At 52.8% G+C, this 26543-nt stretch carries 14 protein-coding genes, 15 tRNA genes and 3 rRNA genes; 28 read left to right on the forward strand and 4 right to left on the reverse strand.

Going from position 1 to position 26543, the window contains the following annotated elements; genetic code table 11:
• Nucleotides 1-259 precede the first annotated feature (259 nt).
• Nucleotides 260-1009 carry an IclR family transcriptional regulator gene (locus tag QMO62_RS20300; protein ID WP_284643751.1) on the forward strand — a complete coding sequence of 250 codons (750 nt, stop codon included), beginning with the start codon at nt 260-262 and terminating at the stop codon, nt 1007-1009.
• Between the two features lie 129 nt (nt 1010-1138).
• On the opposite strand, the gene QMO62_RS20305 is transcribed toward QMO62_RS20300, so the two are convergent.
• Nucleotides 1139-1783: a class I SAM-dependent methyltransferase gene (locus tag QMO62_RS20305; RefSeq protein WP_284643753.1), complete on the reverse strand. Its 645-nt coding sequence runs from the start codon at nt 1781-1783 to the stop codon at nt 1139-1141.
• Between the two features lie 221 nt (nt 1784-2004).
• Complete coding sequence (acnA, locus tag QMO62_RS20310; RefSeq protein WP_284643755.1) at nt 2005-4713, reverse strand: aconitate hydratase AcnA; 2709 nt, start codon at nt 4711-4713, stop codon at nt 2005-2007.
• A 281-nt stretch (nt 4714-4994) separates the two neighbouring features.
• Between acnA and QMO62_RS20315 the strand changes: the two genes are divergently transcribed.
• From QMO62_RS20315 to QMO62_RS20445, 27 genes are all read left to right on the forward strand, one after another.
• On the forward strand, nt 4995-6002 hold the full coding sequence (locus QMO62_RS20315) for an amidase domain-containing protein (RefSeq protein ID WP_284643757.1): 1008 nt from the start codon (nt 4995-4997) through the stop codon (nt 6000-6002).
• Between the two features lie 96 nt (nt 6003-6098).
• Nucleotides 6099-7211, forward strand: a complete 1113-nt coding sequence (locus QMO62_RS20320) for a D-alanine--D-alanine ligase (RefSeq protein ID WP_284643759.1) — start codon at nt 6099-6101, stop codon at nt 7209-7211.
• A gap of 27 nt (nt 7212-7238) precedes the next feature.
• On the forward strand, nt 7239-7559 hold the full coding sequence (locus QMO62_RS20325; RefSeq protein WP_284643761.1) for a hypothetical protein: 321 nt from the start codon (nt 7239-7241) through the stop codon (nt 7557-7559).
• Between the two features lie 115 nt (nt 7560-7674).
• The gene (gene uvsE, locus QMO62_RS20330; RefSeq protein WP_284643763.1) at nt 7675-8634 is read left to right on the forward strand and encodes a UV DNA damage repair endonuclease UvsE; all 960 of its coding nucleotides are present in this window, start codon (nt 7675-7677) and stop codon (nt 8632-8634) included.
• A 152-nt stretch (nt 8635-8786) separates the two neighbouring features.
• Nucleotides 8787-9554 carry an enoyl-ACP reductase FabI gene (fabI, locus tag QMO62_RS20335; protein WP_284643765.1) on the forward strand — a complete coding sequence of 256 codons (768 nt, stop codon included), beginning with the start codon at nt 8787-8789 and terminating at the stop codon, nt 9552-9554.
• A gap of 282 nt (nt 9555-9836) precedes the next feature.
• The gene (locus QMO62_RS20340) at nt 9837-10667 is read left to right on the forward strand and encodes an inositol monophosphatase family protein (RefSeq protein WP_284643767.1); all 831 of its coding nucleotides are present in this window, start codon (nt 9837-9839) and stop codon (nt 10665-10667) included.
• Nucleotides 10668-10993: 326 nt separating this feature from the next.
• Nucleotides 10994-12528, forward strand: a 16S ribosomal RNA gene (locus QMO62_RS20345).
• A gap of 277 nt (nt 12529-12805) precedes the next feature.
• Nucleotides 12806-15711 (forward strand): 23S ribosomal RNA (locus QMO62_RS20350).
• A 95-nt stretch (nt 15712-15806) separates the two neighbouring features.
• Nucleotides 15807-15923: ribosomal RNA gene (gene rrf / locus QMO62_RS20355) — 5S ribosomal RNA — on the forward strand.
• The 16S, 23S and 5S rRNA genes sit together here with 15 tRNA genes alongside, the layout of an rRNA operon.
• Before the next feature lie 30 nt (nt 15924-15953).
• A tRNA-Asn gene (locus tag QMO62_RS20360) sits at nt 15954-16029 on the forward strand.
• A 9-nt stretch (nt 16030-16038) separates the two neighbouring features.
• Nucleotides 16039-16110 (forward strand) — tRNA-Glu (locus QMO62_RS20365).
• Between the two features lie 113 nt (nt 16111-16223).
• Nucleotides 16224-16299 (forward strand) — tRNA-Val (locus QMO62_RS20370).
• 16 nt (nt 16300-16315) lie between these two features.
• Nucleotides 16316-16392 (forward strand) — tRNA-Met (locus QMO62_RS20375).
• Between the two features lie 11 nt (nt 16393-16403).
• Nucleotides 16404-16480 (forward strand) — tRNA-Asp (locus QMO62_RS20380).
• 17 nt (nt 16481-16497) lie between these two features.
• A tRNA-His gene (locus QMO62_RS20385) sits at nt 16498-16573 on the forward strand.
• Nucleotides 16574-16585: 12 nt separating this feature from the next.
• Nucleotides 16586-16660, forward strand: a tRNA-Gln gene (locus tag QMO62_RS20390).
• An 8-nt stretch (nt 16661-16668) separates the two neighbouring features.
• Nucleotides 16669-16744 (forward strand) — tRNA-Lys (locus tag QMO62_RS20395).
• A 15-nt stretch (nt 16745-16759) separates the two neighbouring features.
• Nucleotides 16760-16842, forward strand: a tRNA-Leu gene (locus tag QMO62_RS20400).
• A 5-nt stretch (nt 16843-16847) separates the two neighbouring features.
• Nucleotides 16848-16922: transfer RNA gene (locus QMO62_RS20405), tRNA-Gly, on the forward strand.
• Nucleotides 16923-16988: 66 nt separating this feature from the next.
• A tRNA-Gly gene (locus tag QMO62_RS20410) sits at nt 16989-17063 on the forward strand.
• A gap of 6 nt (nt 17064-17069) precedes the next feature.
• Nucleotides 17070-17149 (forward strand) — tRNA-Leu (locus QMO62_RS20415).
• A gap of 9 nt (nt 17150-17158) precedes the next feature.
• Nucleotides 17159-17232, forward strand: a tRNA-Pro gene (locus QMO62_RS20420).
• A gap of 17 nt (nt 17233-17249) precedes the next feature.
• Nucleotides 17250-17323: transfer RNA gene (locus QMO62_RS20425), tRNA-Gly, on the forward strand.
• 11 nt (nt 17324-17334) lie between these two features.
• Nucleotides 17335-17408: transfer RNA gene (locus QMO62_RS20430), tRNA-Arg, on the forward strand.
• A 225-nt stretch (nt 17409-17633) separates the two neighbouring features.
• Complete coding sequence (gene kduD / locus QMO62_RS20435) at nt 17634-18389, forward strand: 2-dehydro-3-deoxy-D-gluconate 5-dehydrogenase KduD (RefSeq protein WP_284643768.1); 756 nt, start codon at nt 17634-17636, stop codon at nt 18387-18389.
• A 3-nt stretch (nt 18390-18392) separates the two neighbouring features.
• Nucleotides 18393-19364: a sugar kinase gene (locus tag QMO62_RS20440; protein ID WP_284643770.1), complete on the forward strand. Its 972-nt coding sequence runs from the start codon at nt 18393-18395 to the stop codon at nt 19362-19364.
• A gap of 15 nt (nt 19365-19379) precedes the next feature.
• Nucleotides 19380-20042, forward strand: a complete 663-nt coding sequence (locus QMO62_RS20445) for a bifunctional 2-keto-4-hydroxyglutarate aldolase/2-keto-3-deoxy-6-phosphogluconate aldolase (RefSeq protein ID WP_284643772.1) — start codon at nt 19380-19382, stop codon at nt 20040-20042.
• A gap of 106 nt (nt 20043-20148) precedes the next feature.
• Here QMO62_RS20445 and QMO62_RS20450 read toward each other — a convergent pair whose 3' ends face one another.
• Nucleotides 20149-24699 (reverse strand): glutamate synthase-related protein, encoded by a 4551-nt coding sequence (locus QMO62_RS20450; RefSeq protein WP_284643774.1) that lies wholly within the window; start codon nt 24697-24699, stop codon nt 20149-20151.
• Nucleotides 24700-25191: 492 nt separating this feature from the next.
• Entirely contained in the window at nt 25192-26529 is a 1338-nt protein-coding gene (locus tag QMO62_RS20455; RefSeq protein ID WP_284643776.1) for a glutamate-1-semialdehyde 2,1-aminomutase, read from the reverse strand.
• Nucleotides 26530-26543 lie beyond the last annotated feature (14 nt).

Raw genomic sequence — 26543 nt, forward strand, 5'->3', positions numbered from 1 at the left:
GTCCCCCCTTATCATGATGAGTCGAAGGTCCTGCCTCTGTTGCTTAAGTGCGTGCCGTTCAAGTGAGTTCCTTCTATTTCTATAGTAAAATGCGGCGGGGGATACCGTCAATCGGCCGCGAAAAATGTAAACTGCTTGTAATCATTCTGTAATACTTCAGGGGATTGTATCCAATTATGCGGGGGACGGTAGGCAATTTGCATGAAATCCGGTATAATAGATTTCAACTAGTGAAACTGTTTTTCGGGAGATGGAATACATGGAGGACGGCAAACTAACAGTGCGCGCTGTGGAGCGGGCGCTGGATATCTTGCTTTGCTTTGCGGAGTCGGAGGACCTCAGCTTAACGGAAATCGCCTCCCGCGTAGGATTGCACAAAAGTACGGTTCATCGGCTGCTGGCCTCTTTGGAAGGGAAGGGCTTCATCATCCGGGACCCGGCATCCGAGCGGTATCGGCTGGGCTTCCGCATTTGGGAGCTGTCCGCCAACTTGTCACACAGCGATGACCCCGAGCTGCTGCTTCTCCCGGAGATGGAGCGGCTGCGCGATCAGCTCGGTGAGACCGTCAGCCTGTACGTGCGCGACGGGATGGAGCGTGTCCGCGTACAGGCCGTGCAGAGCAACCAGGCAATTCGCCGCGTTGCTCCGATTGGGGCGAGACTGCCGTTGTATGTCGGCGCGTCGAGCAAAGTGCTCGTCGCCTTCGCGGAGCCGGAGGTGCAGCAGGCACTGCTGCAGGATCCGGCTTGGCCGAAGGCGGAGGGGGATGCTGCTGCGGCTTACCGCCAGCAGCTGGAGGAGGTTCGCTCGCTCGGCTTCGCGACCAGCGTGGAAGAGCGCGAGCCGGGCGCGGCCGCCGTGGCTGCGCCGATCTTTAACCGGGCGCATCGCCTGGTGGCGGCTCTCGCGGTATCGGGGCCGTCGAACCGGCTGACTCCGGAGATGATGCGCGAGCATGCCCCGCTGCTAATGGAAGCAGCTCGTCGAATGGGGAAAATGGTGAAGTAAACTCCAAAAGGCCCGTAGGTCTGAGAATGCTGTGAACGGTACGGTACTCTCGGCACATACGGGCTTTTTTGCGTACAGCGAAACTCCCCGCGGCTTCAGCCGCGGGGAGGAGATTTGACATGCTTCTATTTACCTGGCACCTACCGCCGCACGACTTTCCGTCACGGCTTCCAGGGCTGTGCTGTTCTTTTCGAACAGGATCATCGTCTCCTCTCCGTTCGGAGGGCAAACCACCGTATGGATGGTCATGGACGCCGGCCGGAGTGCAGTCAGGGTGGTCATCACTTCGTTCCAGTCATAGAAATGATCGATATAGCCGCCTTCGCATTCGGTACGGATACTCTTGGTTGTAGCCCCGAGTCCGTCGAAGAAGTTGACCAATACATATCGGTTGCTTACGCGAACCAGCTCTTGAAAGGCCGCTGCCCAATTGTCCAGATGATTCAGTACATCCTTGCAGTAAACCAAGCTGAATTCACTGTCTTGGAAAGGAAGGTCGAAAATATTGCCTTGGAGGAACGTGCCCTTCGGAAAGCTGGCACGGCAATGCTCTATCATTTGCTCCGTATAATCAACGCCTGTGTAGCGGATCCCCGGGCAAGTAACCGCTGCCCCGATGTAATCTACCCCCGGTCCGCAGCCAACCTCCAGCATATCGTCTACCGATAGACGGGACAAAATCGATCGATACAGCTGCCGAACCGGCTTATCGTAGCCTTCGATTTCCCCTTGCAGAAAATCCCCCGGATTTACCTGGTCCCAAAAATTAATCAAGACACGCCCTCCTGTCATATCTATCCTATTTACCAATCATTTCCTATCATATCACTCAAAAATTGTCATTTCTAGTAGGATCAGCTACATTTTATGGAAGTTTTATATTTTTATAGAGATCCGTGTCGACGTTTACCCGCAGCTTAGGCAAAAAGCCCCTGGCCTCTTGTATGAACAAGAGACTAGGGGCTCGTAAAGCAGCTCTATTTGAATCGATAAAATTAAGCCATGATTTGACGCAATACCGTTTGCAGAATACCGCCGTTACGGTAGTAGTCCACATCAACGAAGCTGTCCAGACGAACGAGCGCTTCGAAGCTGAAGCTGGTGCCGTCTTCGCGCGTAGCCGTTACAGTCACCTTCTGACCAGGCTGTACATCGTTGCTCAGACCGGTGATGTCGAACGCTTCGCGGCCGGTCAGACCAAGAGTCTTCCAGCTTTGGCCTTCCAGGAACTGCAGCGGAAGCACGCCCATGCCTACAAGGTTGGAGCGGTGAATACGCTCGAAGCTTTCAGCAATGACGGCTTTCACGCCGAGAAGGAAAGTACCTTTCGCTGCCCAGTCGCGGGAAGAGCCTGTACCGTACTCTTTTCCTGCGATAACGACAAGGTTCGTGCCGTTTTCTTGATACTTCATGGAAGCATCGTAGATCGACTCAACTTCACCGGTAGGCAGGTAAGTAGTTACGCCGCCCTCCGTGCCAGGTGCTACTTGGTTACGGATCCGGATGTTCGCGAAAGTACCGCGCATCATCACTTCATGGTTACCGCGACGGGAACCGTAAGAGTTAAAGTCTTCCTTCTTCACGCCATGCTCGATCAGATACTTACCGGCAGGGCTGTCAACCTTGATGTTACCTGCAGGGGAGATATGGTCCGTAGTTACGGAGTCACCCAACAGAGCAAGTGTCTTAGCTGCACGGATATCGGCGATATCGTTCAGATCGGAGCCAAGGTTCGTGAAGAACGGCGGGTTCTGAATGTAAGTGGAGCTGTTATCCCACTCGTACAGATCGCCTTCCGGTACGTCGATAGCGTTCCAGCGCTCATTCGCACGGAATACGTTAGAGTACTTCGCACGGTAGATGTCAGCGCTCATAGCGGAAGCCATAGCATCTTGAACTTCCTTGGATGTCGGCCAGATGTCCTTCAGGTACACCGGCTGACCTTGCTGGTCTTGGCCGATCGGATCGTTTGCCAGGTCAATATTCACTGTGCCGGCCAGAGCATAAGCAACGACAAGCGGCGGCGAAGCCAGGTAGTTGGCTTTTACTTGAGCATGTACGCGGCCTTCGAAGTTCCGGTTACCCGACAATACTGCCGCAACCGTCATGTCGTTGTCAGCGATAGCTGCACCGACTTCTTCGGGAAGCGGACCGGAGTTACCGATACAAGTTGCACAGCCGTAGCCTGCTACGTGGAAGCCGAGAGCTTCTAACGGCTCAATTAAGCCCGCTTTTTGCAGGTACTCTGTAACCACCAGGGAACCTGGCGTCAAGCTGCTCTTCACATAACCCGGCTTCATCAAACCGCGCTCAACGGCTTTCTTGGCCACCAAACCGGCACCGATCATAACGCTCGGGTTGGAAGTGTTCGTACAAGAAGTGATCGCCGCGATAACTACCGCACCGGTCCCCATCTTGCTGGTTTCGCCGTTCGGATGCTTCACATCTACGAATTCGGCGATCTTCTCTTCTGTCAGACCGTAACCGCCTTTGTCGATCGGGGTACGGATGATGGAATTGAAGGATTCCTTCATGTTTGTCAGCTCTACGCGGTCTTGAGGACGCTTAGGACCGGCCAAGCTCGGTACTACCGTTGCCAGATCCAGCTCGATCACATCAGTGAACACAGGATCCGGAGTTTCGTCGGTACGGAACATGCCTTGTGCTTTATAGTAAGCCTCAACCAGAGCGATTTGCTCTTCGTCGCGGCCTGTGCCTCTGAGATAGTTCAGGGACTCGCTGTCAACCGGGAAGAAGCCGATGGTTGCGCCGTACTCAGGAGCCATGTTGGCAACTGTCGCACGGTCAGCCAGGCTGATGTTGCTCAAACCAGGACCGTAGAACTCAACGAATTTACCTACAACGCCCTTCTTACGAAGCATTTGGGTAACCGTCAAAGCAAGGTCGGTAGCGGTTGCGCCTTCAGCAAGCGTACCTGTCAGCTTGAAGCCGATAACTTCAGGAGTTACAAAGTACAGAGGCTGGCCAAGCATACCTGCTTCCGCCTCGATACCGCCTACGCCCCAGCCGACGATACCGAGACCGTTGATCATCGTCGTATGGGAGTCTGTACCTACCAGAGAGTCAGGATATACTTCTGTCGCGCCGTCTACCAGCTTGGTAGCTGCTACGGAAGCGAGATACTCCAGGTTTACCTGGTGAACGATACCTGTTGACGGCGGAACCGCACGGAAGTTATCGAACGCCGTTTGAGCCCAGCGAAGGAAACGGTAGCGCTCTTCGTTGCGTTGGAACTCCAGCTCGATGTTTTCTTCCAGAGCGGAGGAGGTACCGAAAGCATCAACCATAACGGAGTGGTCGATAACAAGGTCAACCGGAACAAGCGGGTTGATTCGCTTCGGATCTCCGCCGGCGCGCTTCATGGTATCTCTCATCGCTGCAAGGTCAACGACAACCGGTACACCGGTAAAGTCTTGAAGAACGATACGTGCAGGGATAAAAGGAATTTCTTTGTTGGCATCGCGGTCGGAAGCCCAGTTGGCAATTTGCTTCACATGCTCTTGAGTGATGGCACGGCCGTCGAATTGACGAAGCGCTGCCTCGAGCAATACCTTGATGGAGAAAGGCAGGTTGCTGATCTTACCGTTGCCCTGCTCTTCAAATGCAGGCAAGCTGTAGTAGTTGAACGATTTGTTGCCAACCGACAGCTCTTTGCGGACCGAAAACTGGTCTTGTCTGGACATGGGTCGCTGTTCCTCCTTTTAATAGTGCGGTTAGTCATTTACTCTAATGTAAATGCCGCAAACGGATTCGGTTCGAACTCGTCTTGTTTCATTCTGTGAAACACGATTTCATTAAGTAACTCTATACATAGTATACTGCTGCGACGTCCATTCGTAAAGGTGGATTTCGTTCATTTTTATCATCGGGCTGTCATAAGGATAAGAATGGAAACCTCCGTCCGTATGCCTTTTCCTTTTCGCCGGTGGTTCATCTGTCTCTATGCTTATAGGGGGGCTTATTCATGTCATGGAAAACCGCCTTGTATAATTACGTTCACCATCGAAATCAGTTGGACATGGAATATTCCGTCGAATCCGTGCTGCCGTTCGTGAGTGATCACAATTATTTGAATAAAGAGGCTGACAGACTTCGGCGCAAGTGCGCTATGGATCAAGCCCGGGGGATCACTCCAACGAAAAAGGAAACCCGACTATCCGTTCAAAGGTTTGCAGAAAGGGAAGATCAGGTTACTGCCGATATTAAGCTGGTCTGCAGCACCGTAGGCGTTCAAGCGCAGCAAGAGCTGTCGGAGCAGCGAGTCGAATGGGAGCGGATTACGCTGCGGCCGGAAGAAGATGGCTGGGATATTGTTCGAATCGAGCCTCTCCAAACCGAGCGATCCCTCATAACACTGCCGTCAGACGGAGGTCTGCTGCAGGCTGATGAAGCCTTTCATGCGACTGCGCCGATGCGTCTTCCTTCAAGTCCCTTGCTGAATCCCCAGGTTCAGCCGTGGGCTCCTCGCGCTCGTTATAACCGCGCAGCAGCCGTTGCTTACGCCGATGCTTGGTGGGACAAAGGTAACCCGGACTACATCACCTTCGAGGTGGACTGCACGAATTTTGTGTCCCAGTGCCTCTATGCAGGGGGGGCGGCGATGAACTATACTGGTAGAAGGGATTCGGGCTGGTGGTACAAAGGCCGCTTCGGCGGGCAAGAGCATTGGAGCTACAGCTGGGCTGTAGCCAACAGTCTGCTATATTATTTGCTGCGAAGCCGCACAGGGCTCCGGGCGGAAGAAGTCAATTCGCCGGAGCAGCTTGAGCTGGGCGACGTCATCTGTTACGACTGGAACGGTGACGGAACCTTTCAGCACAACACCATCATAACCGCCAAGGATGCGAACGGCATGCCGCTGGTGAACGCTCATACGACGAACAGCAAGCACCGATTCTGGAGCTACCGAGACTCACCTTCCTGGTCGGAGCGCACACAATATCGTTTCCTTCATATTGTAGAATCCATGTAGCCACTTCGCTTTTCATCCATCTTTAAGCTTTACTATTTGCATGTCCGGCATGCATAAGGAGCTATCCCTTACTACAGATCATCATCGGAGGTTGCTATGAGCGATAAAATACGCGTAGGCTTGATCTACGGCGGCAAGTCCGGAGAGCATGAGGTTTCCTTGCAAACGGCGCTTGCTGTAACCAAAGCATTTGATTTAAACAAATATGAGGTACAGCCTTTTTACATAACGAAACATGGCGAATGGCGTACGGGCCCTGCCCTGACCGGCCCGGCACCATCCGCAGCGGCGTTGACCTTCGCCGATCAGGCCCAGCAGGAAGGCTCGTTCGCTCTTCAGCCGTTCTTTGGAACGGTTCAAGAGGCTGCGGCTAAAGGTAACAAAGCGGCGGTAGATGTTGTGTTTCCATTGCTTCATGGAACCTTCGGAGAAGACGGCACGATCCAGGGGCTTCTGGAAATGGCTAACATCCCTTATGTGGGCGCAGGTGTGCTGGCATCGGCCGTTGGCATGGATAAGGTGATGATGAAGAAGGTTTTTGCCCAGGAGGGGCTTCCGCAGTGCGTATTCCGCCATTTTACACGCAGCCAATGGGAGAAGGACAATGCCTACTTCCTAATGGAAATCGAGATCTCCATCGGGTACCCTTGCTTTGTCAAGCCGGCAAATCTGGGCTCCAGCGTTGGGATCAGCAAGGCGAGAAACCGCGACGAGCTGATCGAGGCCATTCGACTGGCGTTCCAATATGACCGCAAGGTCATTGTGGAGGAGTTTATCAATGCCAGGGAAGTGGAGGTTGCCGTGCTCGGTAATGAGGAGCCGCAAGCCTCCGTTGTCGGCGAGATCGTTTCTTCGAATGAATTCTATGATTACAAAGCAAAATACATCGACGGCAAATCCGCGATGATCATTCCGGCTGAGATTTCTCCGGAGCTGAGCGACCAAATCCGCGATTTGGCCATTCGCGCCTATCTAGCGGTAGATGGAACAGGGCTGTCCCGTTTGGATTTCTTCCTTCGCAAGGATGATAACAAGATATTCATTAATGAAATCAATACGATGCCCGGATTTACCCCGTTCAGTATGTACCCGCTGTTATGGCAGGAGAGCGGCAAGCCTTACCGGGAGCTGCTTGATGATCTGATCCGACTGGCGCTTCAGCGCCATGCCGATAAGCAAGGCTTGGTTTATTCTTTCGATTTGCCCTAGAACGTAAGTCTGGAGGAGCAAAGAACGATGGGTTTTCAAACTGAATTCAATTCCGTATGCAAATTCAAATCCGAACAGGAGCTTTATGAGCTGCTGGAATACGGCCGTGGCAAAATGGTCAAAAGCGGCTTTCGCGTCTTTCCGACGGGACAAAAGGTCTTCGCTTATACCCCCGACAATCAAGCGATTGCTATTGTGAAGATTCTCGCTTCGATCGCCGAGATTAACTTTCAGGGTGAAGAGGTAACTCAAGTGGAGATGGAGCTGGTCCGTAAGCTGACCGACGAGGAAGCCAGGATTCAAACGGCTCTGGCACATGAAATGTTTTTCGGAGAACAGCAAGCTTAAATGTCTAAGTACGAAGCATTCCCTTTCCCATTGGCGGGAAAGGGGATGCTTTTTTCTTTCGAGGGAAGCCTAAGCAGGATGAGCCAATCCGACACAATATGGGAGCGTGACGTTCATGATCGTTCGTCTTGGTTATGTTGCCATGTCCACCATCGTTGCTAACGCGTCTCCGTCCAAGACTATGACCGCAACCAACTTCGCCAAGCTGGATGACCGCGAAGCGGCTGTCCGCAAACTCGAACGTATTGCTGCGGAGAACATACATAATACGCTTCGGCTGCTTCGGCATAACCGCGCCCACGATGTTGAGATGTATCGCATGTCTTCGAAGCTGATTCCGCTCATGGGGCATGAGCTGCTTGCCGGTTGGGATCCGTTTCCCGTCTTGGCTGAGGCTTTCGCCGAGCTGGGCGCATACGCCAAAGAGCATCGGATGAGGCTTAGCTTTCATCCCGATCACTTTACTGTGCTGAGTACGCCGCGGGCTGACGTTTTGCACCATTCCCGCGAAGACCTTGACCGGCATGTAAGTATGCTGGAAGCGATGGGGCTCAATATTACGGCAAAATGTAATATTCATATCGGTGGCACGTATGGTAACAAGGAAACGGCTCGTGCACGCTTTATCGCCAACTTTACCGAGCTGCCGGAACGGATTAAAGAAAGAGTGACACTGGAAAATGACGACAAAACATTCACGGCGTCAGAAACGCTGGAGGTTTGCGAGACGGTCGGCGTCCCAATGGTGTTAGATATACATCACCACCAAGTAAACAATACCGAGGAGTCCCCGACTGAACTGTGGCCTCGAATCCAAGCAACCTGGCAGGAAACAGGGCTGCCGCCGAAGATCCATATCTCCAGTCCCAAAAGCGATAAAGACGTCAGAGCTCATGCAGACTTTATTGAGATAGAGCCTCTAATGAGGTTTTTGCGTGAGATCGCTCCGGTGACTCCGAAGCTCGATATGATGCTGGAGGCAAAGAAGAAGGATGAAGCATTATTCAAGCTGATGGAGGACCTGCAAGGAGAACAGGGAGTAACGGTGCTCACGCAAGCTTCATTCGAGCTGTAGAGGATTTAATTTTTGTCGAGAAACCGCGCGGTTTTTGACGATAAATAATCCTTTCCTTTTACTTGAAATATTCGGTAAAATGGGGTACTTTGAGGAAGGAACGATCGGACAAGCAGCACAGCATTTTTTCATGGAGAGGGGAACGGTTGAAGATGAATTTGGTACAAGGTAAAAATATATTGGTTATGGGTGTTGCCAATGACCGCAGCATCGCTTGGGCCATCGCTCAATCCTTGGCTAGCCAGGGTGCCCGTTTAGTATTTACATATGAAAGCGAGCGTGTGGAAGAGCGTGTTCGCAAGCTGGCGGAGACGATTCCGAATTCCTCGATCCTTCCTTGCAATGTGACGGTTGACGAGGACATTGACCGATTAGCGGAAACGCTTCGTGAGCAGTGCGGTGTGCTTCACGGCATTGTACACAGCATCGCCTTTGCCAAAACGGAAGAGCTCGAAGGCCTGTTCGTCGGCACATCCCGTGAAGGCTTTGCTCTGGCTCACGATATCAGCGCTTATTCACTTGTAGCCGTAGCTCAGAAGCTGTATCCGCTTATGACGGAAGGCGGCAGCATCATGACTATGACCTATCTCGGAGCGGAACGCGCGATGAAGAATTACAATGTCATGGGTGTTGCTAAGGCGGCGCTCGAAGCAAGCGTGCGGTATTTGGCTTCGGATTTGGGACAATTTAATATTCGTGTGAATGCCATTTCTGCAGGGCCTATTCGTACGCTGGCCGCTAAGGGGATCAAGGACTTTAACTCCATCTTGAAAACCGTTGAAGAGAAAGCACCGATGCGTCGCACGACCGAGGTCGCCGAGGTTGGGGATACGGCTCTCTTCCTGATGAGCAACCTGTCCCGGGGGATTACGGGCGAGGTCATCTATGTAGATAACGGCTATCACATCGTCGGTGTGTAGTTTAGCTTTCCAGCTTATATCAAAAGACGCCGGGTCCTTGTAAGGCCCGGCGTCTTTTGCAATATTTACAGATAAAACGAACTAAATTTAACTATATCACAAATTTCGTTGGGCTAATATAGACAATGTGCATCAAAAATGAGGCTGAATTCTAATTATTTTTGTAGCGAAACCCCATGGCTTTTCCGGCGTATAATTGATTATACTTGTGTTACATAAGATGACTGATTTTTAGGAAGAGAGTTGATTGGATTGGCTAGTGAAGAATCGCAATCATTTTCGGTGGGAGGCAAGAGCTTCACTGCCGTAGCCATTAATACCGCGTCCAAGGCGGGAGAATGGATCCAAAGCAAGCTTGGCGATTATCAGAGCCTTTCTACCAAATATTCATCGCACGATCTGGTTACGGAAGTGGACAAGGGTGCTGAAATAATGATTCGTAATTTAATTCATACTCACTTCCCGCACCATACCATATTAGGCGAGGAAGGCGTTGAGCCGGGCCCGGCTGCTTCCGAGCAAGCGCTGCGCCAGATGAAGGATGCCGAGTATCTCTGGATTGTCGATCCGCTTGACGGTACGACTAACTTTGTTCACGGCTTTCCTTTTTTCTCCGTATCCATTGCATTGGCGCATCGAGGTGAAGTAGTTACGGGGGTCGTGTATAACCCGATTCACAATGAGCTGTTTGTTGCTGAGAAGGGGAAGGGTGCTTATTTGAAGGGAAGACGTATTCAGGTTTCCTCGGAGGAAAAGCTGAAAGACAGCTTGATCGCTACAGGCCTGCCCGCTGACCGCGAACGTGCGCTCCCCATGAATCTTGCCGGGATCCAAGCCTTGAGCTCGAAGGTACGTAATTTGCGTGTGGCCGGATCTGCTGCATTACACCTCTCCTATGTAGCTGCAGGGAGATTAAGCGGGTTTTGGGAAATCGGACTGAATTCATGGGATATCGCGGCCGGAGCCTTGATCATTCAAGAGGCGGGCGGACAGGTAACCGATATACATGGGAAGCCATATTCGCTCGAGGTCAGAGATGTGGCGGCCAGCAATACTCGGATTCATTCCGAGCTGCTTGAGCAGTTAAACGAAGTAACGTCGGTTCCTCTTTAAAATGTCACAGGAAGCCTCTTCGGCTTCCTGTTTTTAATTTGATTTTATACTTGCATTCTATTTTGAAACATGCTATATTGTTCTTCCGGCCGTTTGAGCCGGACAAGTTCTTCAAGTGCTGAGGAATTCGAAAAAAAAAGAATTTCAAAAAACACTTGCAATGAACTGGGTGAATGTGATATATTATAAAAGTCGCTTTTGGAGCGGTGCTCGAAAATGCTCGAAACGACGAATTTATTGCCCTTTGAAAACTGAACAACGAGAGAGTGAAATATAACGAATCTTCGGATTCGTGCTAGCTTTGAACATGAGCAAGTCAAACTACTTTATTGGAGAGTTTGATCCTGGCTCAGGACGAACGCTGGCGGCGTGCCTAATACATGCAAGTCGAGCGAGGGTCTTCGGACCCTAGCGGCGGACGGGTGAGTAACACGTAGGCAACCTGCCTGTAAGACTGGGATAACTACCGGAAACGGTAGCTAAGACCGGATAGATGGCTTCTTCGCATGGAGGGGCTTGGAAACACGGCGCAAGCTGTGGCTTACAGATGGGCCTGCGGCGCATTAGCTAGTTGGTGGGGTAACGGCTCACCAAGGCGACGATGCGTAGCCGACCTGAGAGGGTGATCGGCCACACTGGGACTGAGACACGGCCCAGACTCCTACGGGAGGCAGCAGTAGGGAATCTTCCGCAATGGACGAAAGTCTGACGGAGCAACGCCGCGTGAGTGATGAAGGTTTTCGGATCGTAAAGCTCTGTTGCCAGGGAAGAACGTTCCGGGGAGTAACTGCCCTGGAAATGACGGTACCTGAGAAGAAAGCCCCGGCTAACTACGTGCCAGCAGCCGCGGTAATACGTAGGGGGCAAGCGTTGTCCGGAATTATTGGGCGTAAAGCGCGCGCAGGCGGTCTTTTAAGTTTGGTGTTTAAGCCCAGGGCTCAACCCTGGTTCGCACTGAAAACTGGGAGACTTGAGTGCAGGAGAGGAAAGTGGAATTCCACGTGTAGCGGTGAAATGCGTAGAGATGTGGAGGAACACCAGTGGCGAAGGCGACTTTCTGGACTGTAACTGACGCTGAGGCGCGAAAGCGTGGGGAGCAAACAGGATTAGATACCCTGGTAGTCCACGCCGTAAACGATGAGTGCTAGGTGTTAGGGGTTTCGATACCCTTGGTGCCGAAGTAAACACAGTAAGCACTCCGCCTGGGGAGTACGCTCGCAAGAGTGAAACTCAAAGGAATTGACGGGGACCCGCACAAGCAGTGGAGTATGTGGTTTAATTCGAAGCAACGCGAAGAACCTTACCAGGTCTTGACATCCCTCTGAATACGGTAGAGATATCGTAGGCCTTCGGGACAGAGGAGACAGGTGGTGCATGGTTGTCGTCAGCTCGTGTCGTGAGATGTTGGGTTAAGTCCCGCAACGAGCGCAACCCTTGATTTCAGTTGCCAGCATTGAGTTGGGCACTCTGAAGTGACTGCCGGTGACAAACCGGAGGAAGGTGGGGATGACGTCAAATCATCATGCCCCTTATGACCTGGGCTACACACGTACTACAATGGCCGGTACAACGGGCAGCGAAGGAGCGATCCGGAGCGAATCCTTAGAAGCCGGTCTCAGTTCGGATTGCAGGCTGCAACTCGCCTGCATGAAGTCGGAATTGCTAGTAATCGCGGATCAGCATGCCGCGGTGAATACGTTCCCGGGTCTTGTACACACCGCCCGTCACACCACGAGAGTTTACAACACCCGAAGTCGGTGGGGTAACCGCAAGGAGCCAGCCGCCGAAGGTGGGGTAGATGATTGGGGTGAAGTCGTAACAAGGTAGCCGTATCGGAAGGTGCGGCTGGATCACCTCCTTTCTATGGAGTCCATGATGGCTGCAGGCCATCGGACATAATAGCTGACAACTGACATCGTTCTACGATGTAACAGTTGCAGCGAACTCACTCTCCTCGTTGTTCAGTTTTGAAAGGTGCAATAACCTTTCAGAACTCTTGTTCCTTGAAAACTGGATATCGAAACAAAGCAAAATGTCGAAGATCATCCGATCTTACAATAGCTAGTAGCGAAATATGCTGTTTAGGAGTGACTTTGTGCGTAGCACAACGGAACGAAGAAATAGCATATGGAGCGACAGGTTAAGCTAATAAGAGCACACGGAGGATGCCTAGGCACCAGGAGCCGAAGAAGGACGTGGCGAACGACGAAATGCCTCGGGGAGCCGTAAGCAGGCTTTGATCCGGGGATGTCCGAATGGGGAAACCCGCGTGAGGTAATACTCACGTACCACACAGTGAATACATAGCTGTGTAGGAGGCAGACGAGGGGAACTGAAACATCTAAGTACCCTCAGGAAAAGAAAACAAAAGTGATTCCGTCAGTAGCGGCGAGCGAAAGCGGAACAGCCCAAACCAAGGGGCTTGCCCCTTGGGGTTGTAGGACGTCAATGTGAGTGCAGGTTGGTAGGCGAACAGGTCTGGAAAGGCCGGCCAAAGTGGGTAACAGCCCCGTAACCGAAAGCAACCGAGACTCTAGACGGATCCTGAGTACGGCGGGACACGTGAAACCCCGTCGGAATCCGGCAGGACCATCTGCCAAGGCTAAATACTCCCTGGTGACCGATAGTGAAGCAGTACCGTGAGGGAAAGGTGAAAAGAACCGCGGGAGCGGAGTGAAAAAGAACCTGAAACCGTGTGCTTACAAGAAGTCAGAGCTCGTTAATGAGTGATGGCGTGCCTTTTGTAGAATGAACCGGCGAGTTACGTTTACGCGCAAGGTTAAGGTGAGAAGCCGGAGCCGCAGCGAAAGCGAGTCTGAATAGGGCGAATAAGTACGTAGACGTAGACCCGAAACCGTGTGATCTACCCCTGTCCAGGGTGAAGGTGCGGTAACACGCACTGGAGGCCCGAACCCACGAATGTTGAAAAATTCGGGGATGAGGTGGGGGTAGCGGAGAAATTCCAATCGAACTCGGAGATAGCTGGTTCTCCCCGAAATAGCTTTAGGGCTAGCCTCGGGTGATGAGTCGCGGAGGTAAAGCACTGATTGGGTGCGGGGCCCGCCAAGGGTTACCAAGTCCAGTCAAACTCTGAATGCCGCAGACTTTAACCGGGAGTCAGACTGAGTGCTAAGATCCATTGTCAAGAGGGAAACAGCCCAGATCATCAGCTAAGGGTCCCCAAGTGTGTGTTAAGTGGGAAAGGATGTGGAGTTGCAAAGACAACCAGGATGTTGGCTTAGAAGCAGCCACCATTGAAAGAGTGCGTAATAGCTCACTGTGTCGAGTGACTCTGCGCCGAAAATGTAACGGGGCTAAACACACCACCGAAGCTATGAGTCCATTTATGGGCAGTAGGGGAGCGTTGTAACAGCAGTGAAGGTTGATCGTGAGGACAGCTGGAGCGGTTACAAGTGAGAATGCCGGTATGAGTAACGAAAAGACAAGTGAGAATCTTGTCCGCCGTAAGCCTAAGGGTTCCTGAGGAAGGTTCGTCCGCTCAGGGTAAGTCGGGACCTAAGGCGAGGCCGAAAGGCGTAGTCGAAGGACAACAGGTTGAAATTCCTGTACCACCGTGAACCGTTATGAGCAATGGGTGACGCAGAAGGATAGTGACGCGGACTGATGGATGTCCGTCCAAGCAGCGAGGCTGGTTAGTAGGCAAATCGCTAATCGTAAGGCTGGCTGTGATGGGGGAGCGAAATTATAGTAGCGAAGGTCATGAGTTCAAGCTGCCAAGAAAAGCTCTAGCCAGGGAGAAGGTGCCCGTACCGCAAACCGACACAGGTAGGCGAGCAGAGCATGCTAAGGCGCTCGGAAGAACTCTCGTTAAGGAACTCGGCAAAATGACCCGTAACTTCGGGAGAAGGGGTGCCTCGGTAGGGTGAATAGCCCGAGGGGCCGCAGTGAAAGGCCCAAGCGACTGTTTAGCAAAAACACAGGTCTGTGCGAAGCCGCAAGGCGAAGTATACGGGCTGACGCCTGCCCGGTGCTGGAAGGTTAAGGGGAGCGGTTAGGGGTTAAACCCGAAGCTGTGAACCGAAGCCCCAGTAAACGGCGGCCGTAACTATAACGGTCCTAAGGTAGCGAAATTCCTTGTCAGGTAAATTCTGACCCGCACGAATGGCGTAACGACTTGGGCGCTGTCTCGACGAGAGATCCGGTGAAATTTTAATACCTGTGAAGATGCAGGTTACCCGCGACAAGACGGAAAGACCCCATGGAGCTTTACTGCAGCTTGATATTGGACTTTGGTACGATCTGTACAGGATAGGTGGGAGCCTAGGAAGCCGGAGCGCCAGCTTCGTGGAGGCGCCGTTGGGATACCACCCTGATCGTATCGGAGTTCTAACCTGGCACCATTAGCTGGTGTAGGGACAGTGTCAGGTAGGCAGTTTGACTGGGGCGGTCGCCTCCTAAAGAGTAACGGAGGCGCCCCAAGGTTCCCTCAGAATGGTTGGAAATCATTCGAAGAGTGCAAAGGCATAAGGGAGCTTGACTGCGAGACATACAGGTCGAGCAGGGACGAAAGTCGGGCTTAGTGATCCGGTGGTACCGAATGGAAGGGCCATCGCTCAACGGATAAAAGCTACCCTGGGGATAACAGGCTTATCTCCCCCAAGAGTCCACATCGACGGGGAGGTTTGGCACCTCGATGTCGGCTCATCGCATCCTGGGGCTGAAGTAGGTCCCAAGGGTTGGGCTGTTCGCCCATTAAAGCGGTACGCGAGCTGGGTTCAGAACGTCGTGAGACAGTTCGGTCCCTATCTGTCGCGGGCGTAGGAAATTTGAGAGGAGCTGTCCTTAGTACGAGAGGACCGGGATGGACGTACCGCTGGTGTACCAGTTGTCTCGCCAGAGGCACGGCTGGATAGCCAAGTACGGAAGGGATAAGCGCTGAAAGCATCTAAGCGTGAAGCCCCCCTCAAGATGAGATTTCCCAATTTAGTAAGACCCCTTGTAGACGACGAGGTAGATAGGTTCGGGGTGGAAGCGCGGCAACGTGTGGAGCTGACGAATACTAATCGGTCGAGGGCTTATCCAACAAGCATATGACATTTGCTGAAGTTTCGAATCCAGTTTTCAAGGCGCAAGTCGCTTTGAACAACAACCTAGATGTTTCTTAGCAGAAGCATCACGTTTGGTGATGATGGCGGAAGGGAACCACGCGTACCCATACCGAACACGACCGTTAAGCCTTCCAGCGTCGATGGTACTTGGACCGAAGGGTCCTGGGAGAGTAGAACGTCGCCAAGCGAAATACCGCTTTACACTCGTTATTAACATTCCCCGATAGCTCAGTTGGTAGAGCACTCGACTGTTAATCGAGTTGTCACAGGTTCGAGTCCTGTTCGGGGAGCCATTCTAATAAGGCCCGTTGGTCAAGGGGTTAAGACACCTCCCTTTCACGGAGGTAACAGGGGTTCGAATCCCCTACGGGTCATAGCAATACCCTTTAATGAGAACCCTTGGGTTCGTCGGAGCATAAGCTTCGATAGCGATACTTCGCAGTCTCATCACGCAGTGATGAGTATCCCCTACGGGTCATAGCAATATGGAGGCTTAGCTCAGCTGGGAGAGCATCTGCCTTACAAGCAGAGGGTCGGCGGTTCGATCCCGTCAGCCTCCACCATATAAGATTTACACGACGCGGGGTGGAGCAGCCCGGTAGCTCGTCGGGCTCATAACCCGAAGGCCGCAGGTTCAAATCCTGCCCCCGCAACCAATCTTTATCGCGGAGCCGTGGTGTAGAGGCCTAACATGCCTGCCTGTCACGCAGGAGACCGCGGGTTCGAATCCCGTCGGCTCCGCCATTATTTTAATAAACTTGGCGGTCGTGGCGAAGTGGCTAACGCACCGGATTGTGGCTCCGGCATTCGAGGGTTCAATTCCCTTCGATCGCCCCATTATTACCTTATTGGGGATTAGCCAAGCGGTAAGGCAACGGACTTTGACTCCGTCATGCCTAGGTTCGAATCCTAGATCCCCAGCCATGCTTTAAGAGCCATTAGCTCAGTCGGTAGAGCACCTGACTTTTAATCAGGGTGTCGTAGGTTCGAGTCCTACATGGCTCACCATGTTTTACTCCTTGTGCGCGTATGGCGGAATTGGCAGACGCACCAGACTTAGGATCTGGCGGGAGACCGTGGGGGTTCAAGTCCCTCTACGCGCACCATGTTTGCGGAAGTGGCTCAGTGGTAGAGCATCGCCTTGCCAAGGCGAGGGTCGCGGGTTCGAGTCCCGTCTTCCGCTCCAAAACTTTCTATTGAAAGTTAAGTGATTTTATTGTAAAGTATCAAATGTGTCTCACTTAGTGAGTATGCGGAAGTGGCTCAGTGGTAGAGCATCGCCTTGCCAAGGCGAGGGTCGCGGGTTCGAGTCCCGTCTTCCGCTCCATAATAAGCTGGTATGGCGGAATTGGCAGACGCGCGCGACTCAAAATCGTGAGGGAAACCGTGGGGGTTCAAGTCCCTCTACCAGCATTATAACTTCGGGACGTAGCTCAGCTTGGTAGAGCACCTGGTTTGGGACCAGGGGGTCGCATGTTCAAATCGTGTCGTCCCGATTTTTCATATTTATAGTGCGGGTGTAGTTCAATGGTAGAACTCCAGCCTTCCAAGCTGGTAGCGTGGGTTCGATTCCCATCACCCGCTCCATATCGTCCTTTGTTCCAGTAGCTCAGCTGGATAGAGCAACGGCCTTCTAAGCCGTCGGTCGGGGGTTCGAATCCCTCCTGGGACGTAAGATGAAGCCCTTCTCGTGAAGGCTTTTTCTTTATCATAAGAATGTACATGCCAAGACCCTTTGATAAGGGTCTTTTTTTGGTGTGATAAAGTTGACGAATCGGTATATTGCTGGTCATTTCCTAGGCTTTGACTTATAATATAAGGGGCAGACATGTCCGGTATGGTTCATATCGGTTCGAATTGGTTCAATTTCATAAGATGATATAGGGGTGAATGGAACGTGAGTTTTTTTGATTTGAGCGGTAAAGTAGCGATTGTTACAGGTGGAGCAGTGGGTCTTGGTGGCGGCATTTCGATCGGCCTGGCAAAGGCCGGTGCTGATATTGTGATTGTAACAAGTAATGACCGATCCCGTGAGACGCAGGAGCAAATCGAAGCCATGGGACGTAAGGTACACACAGTAGTGGCCAACCTGATGGATGAGAATGCTCTGCAAGGGGTTGTGGATGAGGCACTGAAGGTTTTCGGCAAGATTGATATTTTGGTTAACAATGCAGGGATTATTCGTCGTACGCCTGCAGCGGATCATGCGGCACAGGATTGGCATGATGTATTGCAGCTAAATCTGAACTCCGCTTTCTTCCTTTCCCAATTGGTTGGCCGTGAGATGATTAAACAAGGATCAGGTAAAATCATCAATATTGCATCCATGCTGAGCTACCAGGGCGGCATTAACGTACCGGGCTATACCGCGTCTAAGCATGCAATTGCGGGGGTAACGAAGGCATTAGCAAACGAATGGGCCAGCAAGGGCATTCAAGTCAACGCCATTGCACCAGGTTATATGGAAACGGACAACACAGCGGCTCTGCGTGCCGATGAGGAAAGAAACGCCCAAATCCTTGTAAGAATTCCTGCAGCACGTTGGGGAACACCGGAAGACATGCAAGGTCCAGTTATATTCTTAGCATCGAAGGCTTCTGATTACATGTCCGGACACGTCCTTTGCGTGGATGGCGGATGGATGTCGAGGTAACCCATGACAAACCAAGGACAGCAGATGTTTCAACCGGAGATTATCACTTTTGGGGAAACAATGGCATTAATGATGCCTAATGGTGTCAAAGGAATCGAATACGCAACGGGGTTTCAAGGTTTATTTGGCGGTGCCGAGAGTAATGTAGCGATCGGGGTATCTCGTCTTGGTCATCGCGTGGGATGGTTCAGCCGGTTAGGCAAGGATCCTTTCGGCCGTTTAATTCTGAAGAAAATTCGGGGCGAAGGTGTGGATGTTTCCCGTGTCGAGCTGACTACGGAAGCACCGACGGGCCTAATGCTTCGTGAGGTCGTATCAGGCAAAACATCGGTATACTACTATCGTAAGGGCTCTGCGGCCAGTACGCTGCGTCCTGAGCACCTGGATGAGGAATATATCAAGCAGGCCCAATATCTGCATGTTACGGGCATTACACCGGCTCTCAGCGAATCCTGCCGCGAGACGGCGAAGGAAGCGATTCGTTTAGCCAAAAAACACGGCGTAAAGGTATGCTTTGACCCGAACCTGAGATTGAAGCTGTGGTCTATTGATGAAGCGAGAGATGTCCTGCTGGATTTGGCCAAGGAAGCGGATTATTTCCTACCCGGGCTGGACGAGCTGAAGCTGCTGTATCAAACGGAAAATTTCGACGAGATCGTAGGACATCTGAATCAATTGAATGCTGTATCGATTGTAAAGGGCGGAGACGACGTTACCCTGATCGTTGAGAAGGGAGAAGTTCGTTCCGTACCTTACTTCAAGGCGGAGCAAGTAGTAGATACGGTAGGGGCCGGTGACGGCTTCTGTGCGGGCTTCTTCGTTGGCCTGTTAAAGAACTATAGCTTAGACGAGGCCGTGAAGCTTGGCAATCTGATTGGCTGTATGGTCGTACAAATGGAAGGCGATTGGGAGGGCATTCCGACTTGGGAGCAAGTCGAGGCATTCCTGAATAATGTGAAGCACGTAGAACGCTAAGGGATGGTGTACTAGATGAAAAAGCTAAAATTACTCCAGCAGATTTCGCAAGAAGGCGTGGTTGCCGTTCTTCGCGGGGAAACGCCGGATGAAGTTGTAGAGATGGCGGAGCAATCGATCGAGGGTGGAATCAAGGTTATTGAGGTCACGATGACCGTTCCGTTTGCCCTGCAGGCGATCGAGAAGCTCGCGAAGAAATATTCCAGCAGCTCGTCCGATCCTTCGAAGTACGCCATCATTGGTGTTGGCACGGTGCTTGACCCTGAGACGGCTCGTGCTGCCATTCTAAGTGGTTCCGAGTTCGTGGTAGGTCCGTCGCTCAATCCTGAAACGATCACGCTCTGTAACCGTTACAGAGTGCCTGTCATGCCGGGTGTGATGACAATCCAAGAGATCCAGCGGGCTTTAGAGCTTGGCGTGGATATCGTTAAGCTGTTCCCTGGCAACCTGTACTCCCCATCAATGATCAAAGCGATCAAAGGACCTCTGCCGCAAGCCAATATTATGCCGACCGGCGGGGTATCGCTTAGTAATCTGGGTGAGTGGATTCAAGCCGGAGCGGTGGCCGTGGGTATCGGCTCCGACCTCACCGCCGAAGCTGTGAAAACAGGGGACTACAGTCTTGTAGCGAAAAAAGCTGCACAATATATCGAAGCCTATCGCACGGCAAAAGCTTAATAATAAAAAAAGCGCATCCTTCAACAAATGGGGGGTGCGCCTTTTTTATGCCTTTAAGGGAAAAAGAAAGCCCTCTGGATATCTTTCCAGAGGGCTTAACGCATTACTATTCTGTAGCTACCGATTGATCTGCTTGCAGACCTACAGGAGCAATCCGTACGAAGTGATCTTGCAGGTTAGCGAGAAGAGCCTCGACCTTCGCAGCGGCTTCTGCTTGACCGGAGTTCGCCAGCTCTTCGCGGTAAGCGCCGAGCAGCTCGTTCAGGTCCTTAGTGCTTTGTAAGCCGACCGGTTCGATTTTGACCTTCGCGCCTTTGGCGATACGACGCTCGATAGCAGCCTGGTCCAGACCCATCTCAGGCACCAGACGCTGGTAGATCACGCCGCCTGTCATACCGGCACAAATCCATGGACCTGGGTCGCCCATCACAACGGCACGGCCGTTGGTCATGTACTCGAACGCGAATCCTTTCAGGTTGGCGCGTGCCGCCAATCCGCCAAGCTCATCCTGCAGCGGGCTGGTGATTTCGCCGCCGAAGACAACGTCCGCGCCCGAGAAACGGATACATGCGCGAGTATCAGCATTACCTTGGATCAGGAACAGACCCTTCTGCGCGCCGTAACCGAACGATTTACCGACGGAGCCGTTAATGAATTGCTTGTGCTTGCCAAGCGACTTCAGAACGGCAACCTTACCGCCGAGAGACATCTTCGCTACGCCGTCTTCCGCGCCACCATGTACGGTGATGTTAATGCCGCGAGCGTTGAAGGCTGCAAGACCGTTACCTGGAACGGAACCATCGGTGATGGTGATGTTCGCAGCCGGAAGCTGATCATAGCTGCCGTCATAGCGGTCTCTAACGCGATGGCTGGAGTAACGGCTTCCGAGAATCCGAGTCTCGGCATCCACCTTGGACCAGCGACGCTCAACCGGTGCGCTGTAATCCACAGCATCCGGGAAAAATTCTTGGCCTTCAGCACCGGCTGCGATACGAATATCGGAGGATACCGCTGCTGCCACCTCAGCTTGAGCTTCTTGCGCTGCCGCGAAGGACAGTGGAGCCGGACGCAGCAGATCGCTCAGGTCGATGCGATCGTTATGGCTTACTTGCTGGAGCAGGTCGGAACGACCGACAAGATCCTGCAGGCTGTTGAAGCCCAGCTGAGCTGTGATTTCACGAATTTCTTCACCGATGCCGCTGAACAGGCGGACGAGGGAATCTACAGCCGTGTCGTACACGCGAGGTACGAAGCGGCGAAGACCTTTTTCCTCAGCCTCTTCCATGGAGTCGATCTGAGTAGCGATACCAACGTGACAAGTATCCAAGTGACAGCCGCGGCAAGTCGTACAGCCGACAGCCTGCATGGCGATGGATCCGAAGCCTACGCGGTTTGCGCCGAGCATAATCATTTTGACAACGTCCGCACCGGACTTCATACCGCCGTCAGACCACAGCTCGACGCGATGACGAAGACCTGCTTCGATCAGAGCAATGTGAGCCAGCTTCGTACCGATCTCGGTTGGCAAGCCAACGTGGGTGATGGAGTGAATCCGTGCTGCACCGGTACCGCCGTCAAAGCCGGACAGCGTGATGACATCCGCACCCGCTTTGGCAACGCCGACAGCAATCGTACCGATACCCGGTACTACTGGAACCTTAACGATGATCTTCGCTTTACGTCCGCTTGCTTCCTTCAGCTCGCTGATGATTTGCGCCAGATCCTCGATGGAATAAATATCATGGTTGTTGGACGGCGAGATCAGGTCGGAGCCGATCGTTGCGTTACGAGCAGCAGCGATCTTCGCTGTAACCTTGGAGCCCGGCAGGTGACCGCCTTCGCCCGGCTTCGCGCCTTGACCGATTTTGATCTCGAGGAACGCAACCGCCGTTGCCAGCTCTACGTTCACACCGAAACGTCCGGATGCTACCTGAGCACCGCGAGTACGCTTATAACGTCCGAGCATATCCTTGATCTCTCCGCCTTCACCGTTCATGGTAACCATGTTCAGACGCTCGCCTGCTTCCGCATAGGCACGGAAAGCCGTTTCGTTCTGCGAACCGAAGGACATGGAGGAGATCAACGTAGGCAGATCGTGGCCGCCGATGCTGATATCCACCTGGGACTTATCAAGCGGCTTGCGACCTTCCGCCAAAGCCTTCTCGAAGTTAAAGTCAGCCACGTGACGGATGGAAATGCCGTTCTTTTTCTCTTCTTCACGAAGCTTATCACGGTAATCGGTGTAAGGTGCCGTACCGGAAGCAGCGTCGCCGAGAGCCTTCCACATGCGCTGGAAGAAACGGAAGTTTTTCGCAGCTTTGGCCTTAGCGTTGGAGAAATCGTTATAACGAGCTTCCGCATCCGCTTCAAGCTCTGCAAAGCCGGTACCGACATTGTCACTACCGAGATAGTTCACGATATCAAGAACCTCCGCCACCTCCGGCTTCAAGCCGATGGAAGAGAAGAAGCGAGTATAACCTCTGAGCTCATGCGTACCGATAGTGGAGATAACCTTCTCCAAGCCCTTGGACAGAGCGGTATGCACTTTGCGGGCTGCGACAGCCCCGTCCTTTACGGCTGCTGTTGCAAACATCACGTAAGGAGAGATCAGATCGGCGCCCAAGCCGCATGCCACAGCAATGTCGTGCAGGTTGCGAACGGCCCCGCTGCGAAGCACGATGGAAGCATGACGGCGCAGGTTATCGCCGGAGCCAAGCTTCTCTGCGCGAAGCGCAATGTCCACCTTGGAAACCGCAAGATGCGGATCCAGCCACAAACGATCGTTTTGGTGAGCGTCGCTGTCGTCAAGAACAACAAGCATGGCTCCACCGCGAACGGCAGTAACGGCATCGGCAGCAAGCTGCTCCAAAGCATCTTTCAGCGAAGTACCGCGCGCGAAGGTAGTGGAAAGCGTAGCTACCGCATTGTCCCCATGGCTGCGGAAGAAAGCAGCGATCTGCTCGAAGCTTGGCTGGTGCAGCTGCTCAAGGGAGTCAACCCCGTTGCTGCCCTCCAGTACGAGCGGATACAATACCTCGAAACGAGGACGGGCATCATGAGCGCCGTACACGGTAGGGCGAGGTCCGACGATCACGCGAGTGGAGAAATGCTCCATTTCACGGTCGCGGTCAATCGCCGGGTTGGTAACGACGGCAACACTTTCTTTAATGAAATCAGGAATGTTCACACGTTCCCAAGCCAGAGCGGCATGCGGGCTGTCATGGCCAAGGGATCGAATCGGCTCTGCGCCGGTTTCCGCTGTTGTCTCGATCATGCTGATGCCGTCGCGATCCCAGCCGAATGCACTATAGATGGAATCGGTAGGCACGATGTCGGCATTAGGAGCTGCTTCGACAGCAGGAGCTTCCGCCTTCAGATACTTGTTCAGACCATCCAAAGAAATGCGGGCCTGAGCACGCTTCAAGACGGTGTTCTGTACTTGGTGATATGGAATCACTTGTACATGCTCGCCCGGAGTCAGCAGAACGCCAACCTTCTCGCCCGGAGCGATCGGCTTCGGATCTGCTACCATTTCGTCAACGGTAATGACGCCTTGCTCGGAGGAGAAGTAAAGCGAAGTTTCGCTTTCTACCATCCATACCGGACGAAGACCGAGAGCATCCACGCTGAAAATACATTCATTGCCGTATCGGGATACGATACCCGCAGGACCCTGCGCATAATGACCCCACATTTGACGATAATAAACATACAGATTTTGCAGTTCTTCTCTATACAGCTTCATCTCGTTCAGGATCGGAGGGAAGACGATCTCCATAGCCTCGAACAAGCTGAGGTTGAAGCGGTGGATGAACGTTTCGATCGTACGGTTCATATCCTGGGAGTCGGAACCGCCGTCTACGAGCGGCACGCCGACCATATCCGCCTCGATGCGGAGCTTCTTCACCGTGTTGATCTCTCCGTTATGACCCAGAAGGGAGAACGGCTGAACTCGGAAGAAGCTGGATTGTGTATTAGTGGAATAACGGTTATGGCCGATCGTTACTTGTGCCGCGAAAAGAGGATCACGCGTATCGTTGAAATATTTTGGCAGGATGCTGGCCGCGCCCATGACCTTATAGGCTGCAGTCACATTGCTGAGTGTAGCGACGTGAACGTAGTATTTGGACTCGATGGCAATATGCAGCTCGAACAAGTGATCGGCAACCTTCACACCTTGCTTGTCGCAAAGCGCGGCGATCTGCCAGAACGTAGGCTCATCCGCACGGCCGTTCGGGCCGAGCACGCTGCTGTCCACCTGATTTTCCTGCTCAAGAATAATATTCACACCGAACTGTGCGAACAGCTCGCGGATGCCCTTCTGAATCTCTTCTACGGACTGGTCCAGCTTGCGCGGAACAAAAATATGTCCGACGGAGAAGCGCTCGTCATAAGCAAGCTTGCCGTCCAGGCCGGCGCTGCTAAGCTTGCTTTCCCAGAGGGCCCGAGGAATATCCGTTAAAATACCGCAGCCGTCGCCTTCTCCGTTAATAAAGCCCGAACGATGCTCCATCTTAACCAAAGCGTCGATCGTTTTTTGAATATTGTCGCGGGATGGAAATCCATCCTTCTCTACGATACAGATAATACCGCAACTGTCATGTTCGGTTGCCAGCAAGTTCTGAAAGCGGCCTTCATTGCGCATTACTTCGTTCATTCTATTGGTCAGCAGGCTGACCGTCACCTCCCAAAAAAATAATAGGGCGAACCCTGAAACAAAGGTTACAACATGATCGCTTGTAAGAAAGCGGACAAAGTCATCAGCATGAAAGGCATGAATAAAAATTCAGTTCGATGCATAAATGACCAACTCTGCGATTCTTTGGGCAGGACGGAAACAGACTTGGCATAGGGCTTATAAAAAATAAAGTGCCCTATATCGACAAAATGAGCTCATGTCCCAATAGCTTCCATGACAACAACCTTCCAATAATAGCCGACATTAAAAAGGTAAAAGTATTATTAGAATAACACGAAAATGATGGCTAGACAATAGAACAATCAGGAGAATCGACAAATGTAAGCGCTATATATTCTGTATATCAGGTGAATAAAGGTAAAAACTTAACATATCATGTTAGGTTTATAAAAACGAACGAACTATTACCGTTAACCGATAATAGTTCGTGATTTGGATGATAAATGAAGTTTATTGGCGCTTCAACGCGGCAAAGGACCGATCAGCCGCCTCGATCGTTTGTATAACATCATCTTCCGTGTGGGCGGTGGTCAAAAACCAAGCTTCGTACTTGGAAGGCGCGAGGCAGACGCCCTCGGAAAGCATAAGGCGGAAAAATCTCGCGAACTGCTCGCCGTCGGTATCCTGGGCCTCCTCGTAATTGATGACCGGATGGTCGCAAAAATGAGTGGAGAGCGCGCCGCGGATCCGATTGACCGTCAGCGGAACGCCGTGACGCTGAGCGGAGGCGGTAAGGCCGTCCTCCAGCAGGCGGCCCAGCTCGTCCAGCCGGTCGTAGACGCCCGGCTGCTGCAGCACTTGCAGGCATGCGATGCCTGCGGAGATCGACGCGGGATTGCCCGCCATCGTGCCGGCTTGATAAGCCGGGCCTAAGGGCGCGACCTGCGCCATGATGTCCTTGCGGCCCCCATAAGCTCCGATCGGCAGGCCGCCGCCGATGATTTTGCCGAGGGCCGTCAGGTCGGGCTCGATGGCTGCGGGATCGCCGAGGCCATCGAAGGTGGACGCCGCGCCGTAGTGGAACCGGAAGGCGGTGATCACCTCGTCGTAGATGACGAGGGAACCGTTGCTGCGCGCCAAGGTGCAGAGCCCCTCGAGGAAGCCCGGCTTCGGCATCACCATGCCGAAATTGCCCACGATGGGCTCGACCATCACGGCGGCGACGTCGTCGCCCCAGCGCTCCAGGGCAGCCTCGAGCGCGGCGGGGTCGTTATACGGCACGGTAATCACCTCGTGCGCGATGCTGGTAGGGATGCCGGCACTATCCGGAATCCCGAGGGTTGACGGGCCGGAGCCGGCGGCCACGAGCACTAAGTCGGAGTGGCCGTGATAGCAGCCGGCGAACTTGATGATTTTCGTCCGGTTCGTATAAGCACGGGCAACACGGATGGTGGTCATGACCGCTTCCGTACCCGAATTGACGAAGCGAACCTTATCCAAAGACGGAATAGCGTCCTTCAGCATGCGGGCAAATTCGATCTCAAGCTCGGTAGGCGTCCCGTACAAGGTGCCGTTCTGGGCCGCCCGGACGATGGCCTCCGTCACATGAGGATGGGCATGTCCGACAATGATCGGTCCGTACGCGGCCAAGTAATCGATGTAGCGATTGTCGTCTACATCCCAAAAATACGCGCCCTGTCCGCGCTTCATAAAGACAGGGGCGCCGCCGCCCACAGCTTTAAACGATCGGGAGGGGCTGTTGACCCCTCCGACAATATGGTCAAGCGCTTCTTGATACAGCGCCTCCGATTGTGTTCTTTTCAATGCAAAAAACCTCCCTGCCGGCATCGGCTTTCTGTTCT

It is taken from the genome of Paenibacillus silviterrae, from assembly GCF_030167925.1.
GTDB classification, from domain to species: domain Bacteria; phylum Bacillota; class Bacilli; order Paenibacillales; family NBRC-103111; genus Paenibacillus_G; species Paenibacillus_G silviterrae.